Genomic DNA, 17523 nt, shown 5'->3' on the forward strand with positions numbered 1-17523 from the left:
GTTTTAAATTTCAGTTCTACTCCTGTTTAAAAGCAATATCTTTTGAAATGAATTCTGCATCTTTATGAATATCATTCCAACTTTCTTTAGCGGCTTTTAAATCATCTGGTATTAAAGAGAATTTGTGGTCTTGCATAGAATCGATATTATCCAATAAATCTGTATAATTTGCGCCCATTGTATTCCATTGCTTTTGAATATTTGTTAGAGACAATATCGCTTGATCTACAGTCTGATATAAATATGCCAATGTTTCTTTCGCGTTAGTAAGCGAAAGAACTGCTTGATTAGCACGATCTGCTTTCATACTTAATTCTCCGATTTTGTTAGAAATTTCGTTATAGGAGTCCATATGCTTAGATGCTGTGACACCAGCCGCAGTTCCTAGACCGATACCAGCTGCTCCAAGAGCCGAGAGTCCACCAACAACAGCTGGTGTTGCTGTGCCGCCAGTTACAACAATAACTACCGCTCCTCCAATAGCTGCAATAACTAAAATAGCTGCTCCCAATCCACCACCAATTGACCATGCTAATACATCATCAAAATGTTTTTTCTGAGTAGAACGAAGTTGCTCAATTTCAGCTTGAAGTTGTGGAATCGTTGCCTGTTGACCTGCTAATATTGCAGTTAATCCACCTTTCCCATCTGGACCACCAACATTATTTTTAAAATCTGTAGAATTTTGATATAGTTTCCCTTTGAAGTCTTGTAGCATCTTAATAACATCTGTAACTTCTTTTGAATTTGTATTGATTGTAGTAATTAAATCATTTATACCCTCTTTTAGACCTGCCTTATCTTTCTTTTGTACAGTTTCTACTAATGTGTCGTAATAATTTTGAAATTGTTCATCGTAATTTACAATATTACGAGCAGTTTTTTGAATCTGTGGCTTCGCTGTATCTAACCAGTAATTCGCATTGATTCGTGACAGCTCTTGATTAAGGTGAATATTTTTGAGCAACTCTCCCCCCTCTGAACCTAAATCGATATTAGATAAATTTACATTTGGTTGCTTAATCATTGTTTTTGCGTATAAATCCATTACTAGAATATGAGACCCTGTTTCAGCCAATGCTTTCTTCAGTCCTTCGGGGCCTAATGCATAATTGCCTACTTTTTGTTCTTGAGCAGTCGTTTCTTGTGCAAATGCATGAATAGTGTTACCGGTAGTAGCAGTTATAACAGTTGCTAATGTAGCTAAAGTTAGTACTTTGAATGGAAATTTTTTCATGACTATTCTCCTTCTTTCGCTAAATGCTTATAATCTTTATATATTTCCAAAAAACGCAATATTAAAATTTATATACTTGTTCTTCAAGGTAACTTATTACATTTTTTAATTGTCTTAATGTATCTTTTTGAGACTGCTCGTTAGTTGTATCAACATTAGTAGATAATTTTGTAATGCTATTTTTTATTAGATTTAAATCTTCTTTATAGCGCTTTAGTAGATCCAGTTCTACATCTACTTGATTTGCAAACGTATGCAAATCATTTTGTGTAAGAAGAAGCATTGATTTTTGTAAATCAGCTATTGATAGTTTCGTTGTTAAATCATATATTTTTTGATTTTGTTTCTCTAAATCATCTAAATATGCTCGCTGTTCTGCTGTTAATTTATTTACTTCAGCAAAAACGCCAAATGTTTTCTTAATCTTTTCGGTATCAATGACCTTCATCAGGTCATACTCTTGTGTTTTGGCTGCGGCTGCGGCTGCTATTTCACCTTGTTTGCTTTTCTCAATTGCTTCACGAGCTGCTTTTTTTGCTGATTCAATCTCTAGAGCAGTTTTACCTTGCTCTGTTGCTTCTTGCACTGCTTTTTTCTCTGCTTCTAGAATAGAGTTGTTAATTTCTTTTCCTTTGTTATACGCTGCCACCCCCGCTTGAGCAGCTGGTTCAATAATTTCTTTTGAAAGACTATAAACTTCTTTGAATATAGCAAATCCCTGTTCATTTAACGCCCCTGGTATTAATGCAATTTGCTGTAAATCATTTTGAATTGCTTTTTTGGTATTTAATATTTCATTTTTTAACTGATCTATTTTTCCTGTTCCATCTGTACTTAGTATGCCTTGCGCAGTTGCCACATTAGTATCAAAATCTTTTAATTTTTTATCAAGCTGTAATTTAAGATCTGTTAATTCATTGATTTGCCGTTGCGTATTTTCTTGATTCGTCATAGCCATTTCTTGAAGTACTTCAAGTCTATCCGAAAACCCTTCTCTATCTTCTTTATTGTCTACAAACGATTTTAATGTCGGGTAATAGCTATTAAATTTTGTTACAAATCCTTTACTTTTTGAATTTAATAGAATTAACTGTGGATAGAGTTCCGATGACCATTCCTTCATATCTTGTTTGATTAGGAATTGATTTGTATTTAAAGCTGTGACTTCCTCTAACTGTACATTAGGACTCATTAAAGATTGATCAATATACGTTTGAATTAATTTAGATTGCGCACCTAATTTTCGTAATGAAGAGGAAATATCCATGCCTTCCTGTTGAGTTTCCGCTTGAACGATTGGTGTTGCGAGAGTATTGATAGGAATATTTCCTCCAGTTACAATGGATGTGACTAATAATCCTGTAATTATTTTATTTTTCATTCCGTACACTCCTTTACCACTGTTTTTATAACTTAATTCATATAACTTGTACGACCTTTCTCTTTGTAAACTGGTTAGGAAGGAGAAATCTTTCAGATACGTTAATATCGTTATTTTTTACTTCTAATAGGATGTAAGGATTTTATTTATCTCTCATTTCGATACTCTATTTTTCAAAAATAAATAACAAAAATTTATTAAATATATTTGAATCAGGCACCCTATGAGTAATAATTTATTAATTCTTCCCTAAGGTTGCGGTTTAACTTACAGAACCGCGAGAATCAATAAACCAATGCTTACAGTTAATCTTGTCGTAACATTGTTTAATTTCAATTTCATAATATACCTCTTAGTTTTGTCAGCAAAATCCTTACTAGACTACAAAAGGTGAAATTATGCTGTACATCGCTTATACTTTTATTGCGGAATAACTTCACTTTTGTTATGCAGAAACTTAGAACAGTTTTATTACAAATTTGATTCTTTTAAGATTCTTGGCCCCTTAATAATAGATCGATTTTTTAGAAAATTAATCCCAACACAATGTTACTTACAACTACACTATAATTCCTATTAGCGTAACCTTCTCCTTTCTCTCTGGTCATACCAGTTATGTTGTTCATTAAAACATTAAATTTTTAATGCGTAAATAGAAAAATTTTGTCGATTACACTCGATAATTTACCGTTAAATAAAAATATGAACCAAAAAAATTATATAAATATAGTTATTCGTAAATTTCATTTCTGTAATTGTAATGATTACAAATTAATGTATATACGGTTAAAAAATAACTATTTTAGATCAACCAAGAAATTTTATTTTAGAAAAAATACTTATAGAATAATATAATAGGTCTTTTTATACTTTTTTACCTTTATTTAGTTATGTATAATTGCATAAAATATAGATATATTTAGTAATCTATGTTATATTATTGATTTTTTACAAAAAAACATTATAATATCTATATTAACAAATATTAAACGTGAAGATATTAGTCTATAAACTTATCATCGTTATAAACATAGGTTCTAAATTACAAAAAAGCTGCAAAGCTTCCTTAAAACACTTTGCAGCCTTCTATCTTTTTGTTTTCTTTAGCAAAATAATGGTTAGTGTATTTTTCAAGTTAACAATACGGTACAAACATTTCCATTGAGCTTTTGCTCAGATATGTGTTTATGAGCTATTTGTTTGAGCTGACGTCAGACTAGTGTTTATCTAATTCAGAACTATACCAATAAATTCAGCACATGATTGTTATAAAAAAATAGATAAACTTTGTTTCTCCATTATTTTTCTAACTCCTAAAAATTGAAACTCTTCCGCTAACAAGATAATATCAGGTTAATCTCATACGTCTATTTGAATACAGGTTCTTTTTCTAGACAAATCACAAACTCTTTCTAGAGTAATAAGTTCAATATTTTCATCTTTGGGGATACTTACATCCATGTTTAAGTCTTTACATTGGAGACAGCAGATAACAAGCTTATATTATTGTATATTTTTCACGATACTGCCTAGGAGTCATGCTAGTGTTTTTTTTGAAAACTCTTATAAAATAACTTTGGTCATTAAAGTTAAGCCAAGCACAGATATCTGATAACGAATAAGTAGTGAGTGTTAATAATTTTTTTGCTTCTTCCACTCGTTCCCTTTGAATATATTCGCTTAAAGTGATTCCCATTTCTTTTTTAAATAGTTTAGACAGATAAGTAGGCGTAATTTCTAAATGATTAGCAAGTTCATTCAGAGATATTCCATCGTAAACATTTTTATTAATATGTTTTATACATGTAGTAACCGCGTAAGAATACTTTTTTGCATTGTATTCTTTCACACGATCTGCAAAGGTACGTAAAGCGTCCCCTGACAATCGCTTTACAGATTCTACATTATCTAATTGTTCTAGGGTTTGTATATATAAAATACTATGAGCAAAAGCAATATCTGGTGGCAGGTTTCCTTCTATTGCATATCGAGTGGCTAAGGTAATCGCAATAATTCCAAGGTTTTTTTGATTCCTGAGCGGATCCTCTATTAGCATAAGTTCAACATCTTCTTGTGAAACCGCATACATATACTGTATTAACTTTTTTTTATTTCCTTCTTTGATAGTCGAAAAGAAATCATTTACTAATGCCATATTGTGAGTTTTAGGTTTGTTTTGTCGGCGTTTTAAAATATATAAATCAGGTTTCACAATTTTATTAGGAACTTCCTCTAGTACTTTATTTTTTTCCAAGACAATATCTACATCTAACTTTTCATTGAAAATCATGTAATGTAATAAAATTCCCATATCAATTAATGTAGTTTTTTTAATCTCAGATAAACACTGATAATAGGCAAGTCTTTCTTGAATGTTATCATTTGATTTAAATTCTTTCTGAAATTTTATGATCATATCATCTGAATCTTTTGGATGTATAGTAGGACCGATTATAATAGTCCCTTTAATATCATCATGATTTTCTATATGAATTAGAACAAAATTTTCAAGATAGTTGTTACTTCGGAAAAGTGGCAAGTTACAGGGATCATTTTCTTGATAAATATCAGTAAGATGTTCTTCTTTTGAAGAATAAAAAGGACTACAAACATTATCAGATGTAGAATGATATAAAATTTTTCTGTCTGCAGATAAAATATGCACAGGGGCAGTAAATGCTTTATGTGCAAGATCACACAAGTGTTGTATATCGATGGAAGTATTCATTGCATTCTCCTTTATAGATCCATAAAATATGTTCTGTTATATATAATTCACGACAAATAATACTATAAAATATCAAATTAGTACAATTCACAACAAAATATTACTATATCTTCTTTATAAAAATCATATATTATTTAATTGTAGTTAGCATCTAAATATCAGAGTAGATCAGTAAATGAAATACACTAAATTCTTTTCTTAATTCTACAAGATATAATTATTGAACTTGAGAAAACAGTGAAGAGCTACAAAATACAGTGGTAGTCAATGCGAGGACCAAGCTGGAAAAAGATTTAAAATGCAGCGAAAGTGACAGGAGATACTGTACCGCCGCAAGAAACAACAGTCAAAGTTCCAATTCAATCACTTATACAAATTGAATTCAAAAAATAAATACTGCTAATTTAAATATGAAACTGAAAAACCACTTCGTTCCAAATTTAAAAAAAAGATAATAACGAAGTCATGAAATTGGAAACAGCTGAAAGTGATAAGGCTATTTTTGAAGCACTATGCTTTGAAAAATACAAGGTGGAGGAAATTCAAGTACTCAATTAAACATTTAATTGAGTACAAGGTCTTTTCATCAACAAAAAATAAGAATAAGAATAAAAAACGAATGGAATACTCAAAAAATCGGCTATATAGTGGCAACTAGTTTTATCTAATTGGCACTATATTACTGGTCGCAACATTAGTTTTACTTTCCACAAAAGAGGAAAAAATATATATACTTTACAAATACTAAGAATAGCAAACTAGATAGTTTTATTACCGCATCACATAAACTTATTATTAATTTCCAAATACAATAGTTGTTAATCAACAAAAAAACTTCAATAATTAAGGTGCACAGTAAATTGACCTCAAAACAGTAATTACTACAATATCAGTTTTTACTTATTCTATAAAAAAAGAAATATCACTTAATAATTATTCCTTTATATCGATTTAGACATAAAATTTTTTATTATAGCGGCTTAAGTATCACGGAATTGAAATTACAAATAATACCAAAACTCTTTTAATAGCTCATACATCGTCCGTATTGAATTAATTCTCTTTCAATACCTATTCCATTAACACAACTACAAAAGGTTATTAAAAAGGAATCTGAGAGGTTTTTTCAATTTCAAAATTCATTTTTTTTGTAAATTAAAGGAAAAATAATCCGTATATATACGGATTATTTTCTTAGTGTAATCTGTATTAACCTGTTAACTGTTTTTCAGGCATTCGAAATAAGCGTTTTGTAATCTCTCCACCGATCAAATGTATCAGGTCCCAGTGTGACTCCTAGTTCAAAGAGCAATTTCATACTTCATTTGCTCAATAGTACTTGTAGTAGCACAAATAAGAATTTCATTTGTATTACTTTCGTATCTTTGAATATTTATAATTGCACTTCCAATATATTTATAAATAACATGTGCCTAATTATGCTATTTAAGCATGAGTAACCTAATTTCTTCTAGTACTTTTATGGGAACCCTTTCCCTTCCCTTATTCTACCAACTGAATTTGAAACATAAATGTACATTGCATTTCAATATAACAATAAAAGCTACAAAAGCAACGAATTTACTACTTTAAAGTTAAGTGTTTAACCTTGAAGTACTTAAATTCTTTTTTCCAGATAAAGCATACATTATATCTTGATGCTTTATTGTCCTCTTATAATTATGTGGTATCGGAAATTTGTTTCGGTGTTCTTTCATTATAATTAAAGTTTGAAGTTCTATGCTCAATACTTTTGCGAGAACATGATAGTTATATCCATTGTTTAACAGAGAAATTATGTCATAAAACATAGTTTTTCCGCCTACTAATTTTACTAATCTATTCTTTAACTCATCCCTTTTTTCTTTAGCTTCATCCATTTCTAACAACATGGATTTTTTATTTGTTTGCTTAATGTATTGATTATATAACTCTGGGAATTCTTTTTGGACTTCTTTGTTTAATACTGGTTTATATTTAATCATATAAGTAACTTGTAACAATGAGCGTTTTAACAAACTATCTTCAATGAGATACGCTACTTTATTAAATAAATGTACATATTCCTTAATATTGGAATAACTATTAAAATGAGCTAATACTCTACTTTTTATACTAAAAGCCTTGCCTATATAAATAATATTGTCATTATAATCTTTAATAAAATAAATACCACTGTCATCTTTTTCTAATTCATTATCCAGTTCTTCTAGACTCATAAAATGCAATTCACTCATACTTTCCTCTCCTTATTAGTTTTAAATCATGAAAAACAGACAAGGTTTCTAAAAAAGGCACTCAGCTGTCCTAGGATTTTTCATTTTATTTCTTGCTAAATGTCAAAAAACTGTTTCTATGTTACTCAACTATCAATATGATTATTAATAAAATTTCCTATCGTTATTATCTCGCAATTTTATCATGTAATTTCGAGATCGTTTCCTCATTTAAATTACTGTGTTTTATCGAATAAAGGAAATATATTACTGCCCCAATAGTAATCCAAATACTAAAGTACATCCATGTTCTTAACGGTAAATTTAGCATTAAAAACACACAACAAACAATTGAAACGCTTGGTAATACAGGTACAAAAGGTACCATAAATCCACGTTTTAAATTTGGGTGTGATTTACGGAGAATAATAACTGATAGACAAACTAACGCAAATGTCACCAAACTACCGATATTAACTAAATTAACCAATTCTTTCAAATCAATAAACCCAGCTATTATAGAACTCCCTATTCCTGACAATCCAGTTATAAAAGTGGGTGCTCCAGTTTTCTTATTAACTTTCGCAAATGATTTCGGTAACAATCCATCACGACTCATTGCAAAGAAAACTCGTGTTGCCGCATACATATTTGAAAAAATAACAGCCATAAGGCCAATTACAGCACCTGCAGCAATTGCACCAGCGACTTTTCCTTGTCCTACCACTTCCATTACATAAGCCATTGCCTCAGGAACATTTAATTCTTTATAGGAAACCATTCCTGTCATAACAAGGCATACGATAACATAAATAATTGTACATATGATTAATGATGCAATAATACCGATGGGAAGATTACGTTTCGGATCTTTTACTTCTTCTGCTGAAGTTGCTAATATATCAAAACCCGTGAAGGCGAATAAAATAGCTGCTCCACCCGTAAAAACCCCACTTAAACCATATGGTGCAATTGGTATCCAGTTCGTTGGTTTTACATAGAATATACCAACTGTAATAAACAATAAAATCATACCAATTTTAACCAATACCATTATATTATTGATTCGTTTACTTTCCCTCGTACCACGGGATAACATCCATGCTAATATCAATGTAATGATTACTGCTGGTAGATTCACAATACCACCATGCGAAGGAATCGTTACTAGAGCTTTAGGTATCTCTAATCCAAATCCTTTTATTAAATTGTGGAAATAGCCTGTCCATCCAGCAGCGACAGCCGCTGTTGCCACGATATATATTAACAGTAAAGACCAACCTACTAGATGAGCAACAAACTCACCAATTGTTGCATATGAGTACGTATATACACTACCAGATGCCGGGAGTGTGGAAGCAATTTCTGCGTAACATAATGCTATAAATCCGCATATAATTGCTGCAAGTACAAATGAAAAAATAACTGCTGGACCAGCATCTCTTGCTGCTACTAATCCAGTTAACACAAGAACCCCCGTTCCGATTATCGAGCCTACCCCTAACATAATTAAATCAAATGCTCCTAATGTTTTCGTTAAGGTCTTGCTTTGATTATGCTCTAACAATTGTGTAACGGATTTCTTTTTTAATAAATTACTCATATTCTCTGTATCCCCTTTAAAATAAGGTTTGCTCTTCTTATTATTGTCGTATATAAATTTACTAAGTTATTAGGTAGTCTCATAATATTTCTTTTACGTTAAATAAATTTGAAATATTCTATAGATTTATCCGTATTTTTAGGTTAATACTTTCTATTTTTTCTCTTTCATCCAGTGTTCAACAAACATCAGCTATAATGTGTTATAGCTCATTCAATTTATCTCCAAAAATATAAATAAAAGATTTTTTCATTCCAAAGAAAGAATTAGTTTTGTGTCCCCGATAATGATATGATAAACAAAAAGAATTTATTTATTTAATTGACTTTCACTACAACTTACGGTATTTTTCTTCCGTAATACACTAACAATATACCCACATACACCGCCTATAATAGCCGGAAATCCCCATCCTAAACCTACACTATATAAAGGAAGAAAATGCTCAAGAAAATTATGAATTATTTCGCTTTCTATTCCAGCAGCTTTTAATCCATCTAATGAACTAAAAATAAATGTCAATATCAAACTCCCTTGATATACTTCAAACCTACCATTGAATACAGAGTGTAAAAATGTTAGGAATATTAAGGTAATAGCAATTGGATACATAGTTATTAATACAGGGATTGAAATCATAATTAATTGTGTTAATCCTATATTCGCAACTAGTGTACTGAAAACAGACAAAATAATAGCAATTTTTTTATAAGAGATCTTTGGAAATAATTTATGAAAAAAAGAAGAACAAGCAGTGATAAGTCCTACGCTTGTGGTTAAACATGCTACTGTAATCATTGAACCTAACAAAATTGCACCATACGAACCAAAGTAATAATCCGAAACTTTTGCTAAAACTTCAGCCCCATTATCTAAACGACCTAGTTTTTCAACACTAGAAGCACCCATATAGGAAAGGGCAGTATAGATAAGAGCTAAGAGTGTAGCAGCAATAGCTGTTGCTTTTACACAAACAATCATAAGCTGATTTTTAGTAGTAGCCCCTTTTTCTCTAATTGCATTCACAATAATGATTCCGAAAACAAAAGCTCCAAGAGCATCTAATGTTAAATACCCTTCTTGAAAACCTTTAAAAAATGAATCTGATGCATAAACTTCAATAGGTGCTTGAATTCTTCCAATTGGGTGAATAAAAGCCACAACTACGAGAATCCCAATAACAGTCAATTTGATAGGAGTCAAAATTTTTCCAACTATATCAATAATTTTTGTAGGATTAAGAGATAATAAGCATGTAACTGTGAAAAATAAGATTGTAAATACGGTTAATGCAACAGGACCTGCGTCATTTGATAAAAAAGGTTTAATTCCAATTTCAAACGATACATTGCCAGATCTAGGGATGGCGTAAAAGGGACCAATCGCCAGATAGAGAACGGTCGCAAATACAATACCAAACACCGGATGCACACGACTAGCTAAAGATTGCAAATCATTTTTACCTGAAAAAACAAATGCTGTGATTGCTAACAATGGTAAACCAACTCCAGTAACTAAAAAGCCTGCATTGGCTATCCATACATTTTTTCCAGCCATTTGACCAAGCATAGGTGGAAAAATTAAATTTCCTGCTCCAAAAAACAATGCAAACAGCATCAATCCTATAATAATGATAAAGGAAGTAGGAACTTTATTTGACATAACAAATCCTCCGATTACACATTTGTATACTCTCTTTATTTTTTCATTTAATTTATATACTAATCTAGTTTATCCCAGCTTAGAGCACCGTTGTAGAAAGCCATTTTATGATCCCGAATAGCAACTGAAATAACAGCTTAAATTAATGGCTATGAAGTTACGCCTAAACAAAGCTTTTCACCTACTAGTTAAACTAGACATTTCCATAGATTTTTGCGTACAACGTTTCATAGCTGAAATGATAGCTGTTCTTAAACCTTTTTCTTCTAGTGTTGCTACAGCTTCTATTGTCGTTCCACCTGGAGAACAAACCATATCCTTCAATTCACCTGGATGTATCCCCGTTTCCAATACCATTTTTGCAGAACCTAATACAGCTTGAGCTGCGAATTTATAAGCTTGATTTCTCGGCATACCGCCAAGTACAGCAGCATCTGCCATGGCTTCTATAAACATATACACATATGCTGGAGAAGAACCACTAATAGATGTAACAACATCCATTAGTTTTTCATTTACGACCTCCGTCTGGCCGAAAATATTAAATATATTTAGCACCTCTTTTATATCTTTTTCTGTAACCATTTCATTAAAAGATAATGCAGACATTCCTTCCCCAACAAGTACCGGTGTATTAGGCATTACCCTAACAACCTTTAACTTTCTATCAAATTCATTCTCAGTGCTCTTAATACTTTTTCCTGCAGCAATAGTTACAACAATTACATCATTTTTTATTTGGTCTTTTATTTGGTTAATTACCGATGTGTATAAGTCTGGTTTAATTGATAAAATTAAAATGTCGGCACTGTTAGCGACTTCATTATTGTTAGTAGTTATAGTTATGCCATATTTATCACTAGCATTTTTTAAATTACTGACGTTTAAATCTGAACAAATTATTTGATTTGGAGACACTATATTTTTATTAATCATTCCACCTATCATAGCAATACCCATGTTTCCACATCCGATAAATCCTATTTGTTTATTCATAATAATTTGATCTTGCTCCTTCTATTCTAAACTTTATTGATTTTGAAATTATTATTCTAAATAAGGGCTATTACAATTACTGGTTTTATCAATAGAATTTAAAAATTCTCCTTCCTATAATGAGTTATGTTTTCGTATGTCGTTTACAAGCATGCATTAAAAAAATGAAGAGACTTTCTATTCATAGAACTATTAAAAACAAGAGTAAAATGATGATAATTTTTCTGAATTAATATTCTTTAACTATTCACCATTTTAAATAGAGCTTACATATCCCTCTAACAATTACTTATTTTAACAATTTATAGTTAAGCTTAATAAAATGTATTTAAATTCCAAATAATTATCACCGTAGATAGTATGAAACAAAGTAATGCAGGAATTGCCATTAAAATAGATTGTTTTGCTCGAAACATATGAGCATGAATGGCTCCGACCATGAGAACTGCTAATAATGTATTTGCTCCTATCGCTAAGTATTGATTCCAAATACCACCGATTATACCTATTGCTCCAACAATTTCAACAAAACCAATTATAGACATAAACCATAATGAGTATTGATATTGTTGCCAATGTTCTACCTGAAAAGATATACGGAAAATTTTTATGAATCCCCCTACTACAATAAAAATTGCTAAAACTACCTGAAGAACAATCATCTTTTAAACTCGCTCCTTTTAAGACTTTGTTAATTTTCATACTTCACAAGGAATAAATATATGCGTTTTACCAATATCAGAAAGGGAGATATACATAATTTAACTTTTTATACGCTAAGAACTAAGTAGCTAACCTTTACTACATAATATTTTCTTAAGAAAAATATTTATTTTAATATATTTACCTCTTTTGTTAACCTGAATAGATTGTTTTTAATTTCAGACATGCTGATATTTTTTCTTGAAACACCGGTTTCCACTGCAGCACGTGCGACAGCATATGCTACATGTGGCACCACCCTAGGATCAAACGGGTTTGGAATGACATAGTTGACATGAAGCTCTTCTTCTGAAATTAACTCAGCTATTGCATAAACAGCTGCTAGCTTCATTTCTTCATTAATTTCTTTTGCTTGTACATCTAAAGCTCCACGAAAAACTCCGGGGAAAGCTAGTACATTATTTACTTGATTAGGAAAATCAGAACGTCCTGTACCAACTACTAGTGCTCCTGCTATTTTTGCTTTATTAGGCATAATTTCAGGTGTAGGGTTAGCCAAGGCAAAAATAATAGGATTATGATTCATAGAACGAATCATATCCTCATCAACTACATCTGCAGCTGATACTCCAATAAATACATCAGCATCAATAAGCGCCTCTGCTAATGTTCCCCGCTTCTGTTCTATATTTGTAATACGAGCTATTTCTTCTTTAAGCGCATTCATTCCAATAGGTCGCTGTTCATATATTATCCCTTTTGTGTCACACAAAATAACATTTTTTACATGCATATGAAGTAACAGCTTAACAATCGCTATCCCAGCAGCACCAGCACCATTTACAACGATTTGCACATCTTCAATTTTTTTATTTGTTAACTTAAGTGCATTAATTAGGCCAGCAATCGTTACAATAGCTGTACCGTGTTGATCATCATGGAAAACAGGAATATCACAAGATTTTCTTAGGCGCTCCTCAATTTCAAAGCATTGAGGTGCTGCAATATCTTCTAAGTTTATCCCACCAAAATTTGGTTCTAATAATTTAACAACTTCAACAATCTTATCCGGATTATTAGTGTTTAAACAAATAGGAAAAGCATCGATCTCAGCAAATGATTTGAAAAGTAAAGCTTTTCCCTCCATCACTGGCATAGCTGCTTTAGGTCCAATATTCCCAAGACCTAATACTGCAGTTCCATCGGATATAACTCCAACTAGATTCCCTTTCATTGTATAATCATATAATTTGCTTTCATCTTTATAAATCTCTAAGCATGGCTCAGCAACACCTGGTGAGTAAGCGAGACTTAAATCTGTTGAATTTTGTACTTTAACTTTAGAATAAACACCAATCTTCCCCTGTTTTTCTTTATGCATTTTTAATGCTTCATCTCGTAAAAGTGACATATAATTTCGCTCCTATAATTAAGTTAAGAATTAATTAAATCAATATTTTATTAACTCTATATTAAACTTGATATTGTATGATATAAGTAAGACTTCTAATATAATCATTATTTATTTTTATAACCTTTTAACATATCTTTTGCATAACGATTGGGGTATAAAGTATTTAACATATTGTATGGACTTCCCTTCCAATATCTTCTTAATGGTGTCCATAACTTATGTTTAATTAACCATCTTTGTGTGTACATAGATAGTAATTGCTCCTCTGTTAGTTTTTCCTTTTCTTCAATAGTCCACTTCAGCGCCTCTAATGCTTTTTTTTCAGTCCAAAATCCGGTAGGTGTGAATTTATATTCCCATTCTTTATTTTGACCAGGATATAATTCATTAATCATGGCGTACGGACTGTTATTCCAGAATATTTGACAAGGAGAAATTAATTTATGAATAGTAAGCCATTTTACACTGTAAACTTGTAATAATTGAAAAGAAGTTAATTTTTCTTTTTCTTCAATAGTCCACCTTAATGCTACCAATGCTTTTTCTTTAGTCCAAAACTTGTTAGGAGTCATACTAAATTCCCACTCTTTAAATTTATTAGGATATAAAGAATTTATCATTGCATAAGGGCTACCATTCCAATACATAACTAATGGTGCACTGAGTTTATTTTTCTCTAACCATTTTTTACTATAGAATTTGAGTAGTTCTACTTTACTTAGCTTTTCTTTTTCTTCGACAGTCCATTTTAATGCTTCAAGAGCTTTTTCTTTAGTCCAAAAATTTAATGGTGCCATACCAAACTCCCACTCTTTAAATCTATTAGGATATAAGTCTTCAATCATCTTATAGGGACTGTTATCATAACCATGTTTGAGCGCGCCGAGCAATCGATATTTTATAATTAAAGGGGTATTCCATTTTTGTTTAATATCCTCTTCATTCCATTTTAAAATTGTTTCAATTAAATATTTTGTGACCCTTTTAGATAGCTCTCTATTGCTATCTTCTTTCCATGTATTCGGTGGAAACCTACTTCTTTTACCGTCTAATATTTCTTGATAGATTTCTTCTATTTGCACTGCTTTCGCTTGCACTTCAAACTCCCTCCTATTCAAGACATATAACGATTCCTCTTTCCTAACGTTAAATAGTAACTATTGTGATCTACTTTTATAACGCAAAAGAAACGTATAGGGTAAAATCATTTCTTTAATTTATAATAAGAAGGACATAAAAAAACAAAAAGTTACAAAAATTTTCAAATTAAAATTTTTGTAACTTTTTATTTTTGTGTAAATATAAGGTCAATTAAGACGTCTCATCGTTTTAAACTCGACGCTCCATAATCTTGTATAGTTACATTTATATGATATTTAATCGGTACTTTACTAAATGTTCGATCCCAATCTTTTTTGACTTTCTCCCATGTTCTCGGGTGTTTAATTCTTAATTGGTTGCCAAAACCCGCAATATCGACTTGATATTCTTTTTTTATTTTTTTTGTAACATGATGTACTAAGTGCTTTACTTCTTTTTCAATAGCTTTTTCTTCTCTTTTTAAAAATTCATTTTCAAAATTTTTTCCTGATTGCACCCAATTTTCAGACAAACGTCCTTCTGATTCAATGTTTACATCAAAGGAAATATTATTTCCGTTAACATGTGGTATGATTTTGCTTTTTATTGACTTTATTTCGTATATAATGAGTTTCTTTGATTCTTTATCAAAAGTTTTTACCACACCACCATTCCTTTTTCCGTTTATCCAGACTACTCCTTCCAATTCCTGTTCATTTAAAAAGCCCATCAATTTTTTTGTCTTCCCTTTAATTACAGCAGCTCCTGCAAATTTTGTTTCCCCATTCATCGAGATTACATTTTGCAAAAGAAAACTGGACCCTGACCGCATCTTTCCTTCTAATTTAGCGAGCGATACAGGAGCCAAAATCCTTGTTGTTCTATTTCTATTATCTGCAATTCCAGACAAACGAAATGCTGGGATTTCTCCTTTTTTGTTTGATTCCAGTACCTCCTTCGCTAGCCCCTTGCTAATTAAGATCATAGAGCTAAGCCGAACTTCATTGTCACGGAGATACTGTTCAAGTAATTGTTCTAAACTGTATGTACGTACAAGACTATCACTAATAACAATGTTTTTTAAATGCGGGCTGAACATTTCGCTCTCTCTTTTCAATGAAAGCTCCCGAACAATTTGATGAATGGAATCACCGGTCTCAGAAACATTTATATAACGTTTTTGTTGTCCGTTTCCTTTACTTTGTGCTTGCGAACTAACAATTTGATAAGTAGCTGTTATAAGATTTCTTTTAGGATATCCTCCTTCCTCATCCTCTTCCTCAATTGTTGAATCCTTCCCTTTATCTAGTGCTATACCTGCAGTTAAACTCAACTCTTCTACTTCTTTACTGCTCCAACATCCAGTTAAAAATAGGAGCACAAGCATCGATAACAAAGCCAAATAGAACCGCATATAATTAAATTTCTTTTTCACACTATTCCTCCTTTTAATCGTGTAATAATAAGAAGGAGCAGTGGCAGTAAACCAAATAAAAATATAGCAGCATTACCGAGCATATCCCCCAATTTAAGCAAATGATTTATATTTTTCGAAGTCATAGCGATGATGTAAATGATTGGAATCAAAGCAAAAATAAACGGATGAATACTCTTTTTAAAGAGTTGGGCTAATCCTAATGCAGCTGCATAGTAACTAATCGTATAGGTAGCAAATATTTGCATAATCCATATTACAAGTAGTAAAGATTCAAAACGTTCAAATATCAAACCAGAAATTTCAAAACTGCGCATAAGGTCAATTGTCGGCCATGTTCTTGTTACAACCCCATCAATTGATAATGCACCAATCACCATTACAACAGTTATTACATAAAAGATTAACGGAATAGAAATTCCAACTAAAATAGCTTTTACTGCTTTCTTTCGTTGTTCCATAAACACCAAAAGAATTAACATAATTTCAGGACCTGTATATGCGAGAGACGTTGTTTTTACCCCATCTAACACTGGTTTAATTCCCAAACCTAATACGGGACGGAGATTATCTATCTCGAATATCCCTATACTCATAAAGGAAACGAGTAAAAAAATAAAAACAGTAATAGGGAATATTATTTCAAACATCCGTGCAATTGAATTAATACCACTCATAATCAAATAGAGACCTATCCACATAAAAGGCATAACAATAGCCCATGTGGGGGTTCCTTCGAGCAAAAAAAAGCTTATTACTTCTGCCATTGAACGAATTTGAAAGGCTGAAGTTGTAAGAAAATACCCTATAATAAGAAAACTAAGCAACCTGCCTATCCATTTCCCTACAATATCTTGACTGTATTGATAAAATGTTTTATCTGGAAACTGCTGACTTAATTTGACCATGATGACTCCTGAAACCATTGCGAGTATCCCACCTAATATCACACTTAGCCATACATCTGGTGTTTTCACTTTTTCTACAGATGCTCTGGGCAGAGTGAGGATTCCTGTTCCAAGTATGTAATTTACAATAATAACAACTGCTTGCGAAGTTGTTATTCGGTCTTTAGGTTCAGTAATCACTGAAGGCCACTTCCTTTCGT

At 31.4% G+C, this 17523-nt stretch carries 12 protein-coding genes and 1 pseudogene; all 13 read right to left on the reverse strand.

Features of this window, described 5'->3' with window-relative positions; all coding sequences use genetic code 11:
• Window positions 1-16: 16 nt before the first annotated feature.
• The 13 genes and pseudogenes from hblD to AAG068_RS15360 all read right to left on the reverse strand — a co-directional run bounded on the left by hblD (window position 17) and on the right by AAG068_RS15360 (window position 17503).
• Window positions 17-1237, reverse strand: coding sequence for a hemolytic enterotoxin HBL lytic component L1 (gene hblD / locus AAG068_RS15295; protein ID WP_000714435.1), 1221 nt, complete (start codon window positions 1235-1237; stop codon window positions 17-19).
• A 61-nt stretch (window positions 1238-1298) separates the two neighbouring features.
• Window positions 1299-2618, reverse strand: coding sequence for a hemolytic enterotoxin HBL lytic component L2 (hblC, locus tag AAG068_RS15300; protein WP_342714894.1), 1320 nt, complete (start codon window positions 2616-2618; stop codon window positions 1299-1301).
• Window positions 2619-4116: 1498 nt separating this feature from the next.
• A complete protein-coding gene (locus AAG068_RS15305) occupies window positions 4117-5346 on the reverse strand; it encodes a helix-turn-helix domain-containing protein (protein ID WP_342714895.1) in 1230 nt (409 codons plus the stop codon).
• 1209 nt (window positions 5347-6555) lie between these two features.
• A pseudogene (locus AAG068_RS15315) lies at window positions 6556-6743 on the reverse strand (small, acid-soluble spore protein, alpha/beta type).
• Between the two features lie 198 nt (window positions 6744-6941).
• Window positions 6942-7583 (reverse strand): nucleotide excision repair endonuclease, encoded by a 642-nt coding sequence (locus AAG068_RS15320; RefSeq protein ID WP_342714896.1) that lies wholly within the window; start codon window positions 7581-7583, stop codon window positions 6942-6944.
• A 166-nt stretch (window positions 7584-7749) separates the two neighbouring features.
• Complete coding sequence (locus tag AAG068_RS15325) at window positions 7750-9165, reverse strand: amino acid permease (RefSeq protein WP_342714897.1); 1416 nt, start codon at window positions 9163-9165, stop codon at window positions 7750-7752.
• A 309-nt stretch (window positions 9166-9474) separates the two neighbouring features.
• The gene (gene brnQ5 / locus AAG068_RS15330) at window positions 9475-10827 is read right to left on the reverse strand and encodes a branched-chain amino acid transport system II carrier protein BrnQ5 (protein WP_342714899.1); all 1353 of its coding nucleotides are present in this window, start codon (window positions 10825-10827) and stop codon (window positions 9475-9477) included.
• A gap of 177 nt (window positions 10828-11004) precedes the next feature.
• Window positions 11005-11823 (reverse strand): pyrroline-5-carboxylate reductase, encoded by an 819-nt coding sequence (proC, locus tag AAG068_RS15335; RefSeq protein ID WP_342714900.1) that lies wholly within the window; start codon window positions 11821-11823, stop codon window positions 11005-11007.
• Between the two features lie 314 nt (window positions 11824-12137).
• The gene (locus AAG068_RS15340) at window positions 12138-12485 is read right to left on the reverse strand and encodes a DoxX family protein (protein ID WP_342714901.1); all 348 of its coding nucleotides are present in this window, start codon (window positions 12483-12485) and stop codon (window positions 12138-12140) included.
• A gap of 167 nt (window positions 12486-12652) precedes the next feature.
• Window positions 12653-13897 carry an NAD(P)-dependent malic enzyme gene (locus AAG068_RS15345; protein ID WP_342714902.1) on the reverse strand — a complete coding sequence of 415 codons (1245 nt, stop codon included), beginning with the start codon at window positions 13895-13897 and terminating at the stop codon, window positions 12653-12655.
• Window positions 13898-14004: 107 nt separating this feature from the next.
• Entirely contained in the window at window positions 14005-14997 is a 993-nt protein-coding gene (locus AAG068_RS15350; protein ID WP_342714903.1) for a DUF4046 domain-containing protein, read from the reverse strand.
• A gap of 224 nt (window positions 14998-15221) precedes the next feature.
• Window positions 15222-16415, reverse strand: coding sequence for a Ger(x)C family spore germination protein (locus tag AAG068_RS15355; RefSeq protein WP_342714904.1), 1194 nt, complete (start codon window positions 16413-16415; stop codon window positions 15222-15224).
• A complete protein-coding gene (locus AAG068_RS15360; protein WP_342714905.1) occupies window positions 16412-17503 on the reverse strand; it encodes a spore germination protein in 1092 nt (363 codons plus the stop codon). The genes AAG068_RS15355 and AAG068_RS15360 overlap by 4 nt, the downstream gene beginning before the upstream one ends.
• Between the last annotated feature and the right edge of the window lie 20 nt (window positions 17504-17523).

The sequence above is a fragment of the Bacillus paramycoides genome (assembly GCF_038971285.1).
GTDB lineage: Bacteria > Bacillota > Bacilli > Bacillales > Bacillaceae_G > Bacillus_A.

Bases quoted from the DNA above. Each gene is read 5' to 3' on its own strand.
- AAG068_RS15320 (WP_342714896.1), bottom strand. From the start codon at position 7,583: ATGAGTGAATTGCATTTTATGAGTCTAGAAGAACTGGATAATGAATTA.
- brnQ5 (WP_342714899.1), bottom strand. From the start codon at position 10,827: ATGTCAAATAAAGTTCCTACTTCCTTTATCATTATTATAGGATTGATG.
- hblC (WP_342714894.1), bottom strand. From the start codon at position 2,618: ATGAAAAATAAAATAATTACAGGATTATTAGTCACATCCATTGTAACT.
- proC (WP_342714900.1), bottom strand. From the start codon at position 11,823: ATGAATAAACAAATAGGATTTATCGGATGTGGAAACATGGGTATTGCT.
- AAG068_RS15340 (WP_342714901.1), bottom strand. From the start codon at position 12,485: ATGATTGTTCTTCAGGTAGTTTTAGCAATTTTTATTGTAGTAGGGGGA.
- AAG068_RS15345 (WP_342714902.1), bottom strand. From the start codon at position 13,897: ATGTCACTTTTACGAGATGAAGCATTAAAAATGCATAAAGAAAAACAG.
- AAG068_RS15325 (WP_342714897.1), bottom strand. From the start codon at position 9,165: ATGAGTAATTTATTAAAAAAGAAATCCGTTACACAATTGTTAGAGCAT.
- AAG068_RS15305 (WP_342714895.1), bottom strand. From the start codon at position 5,346: ATGAATACTTCCATCGATATACAACACTTGTGTGATCTTGCACATAAA.
- hblD (WP_000714435.1), bottom strand. From the start codon at position 1,237: ATGAAAAAATTTCCATTCAAAGTACTAACTTTAGCTACATTAGCAACT.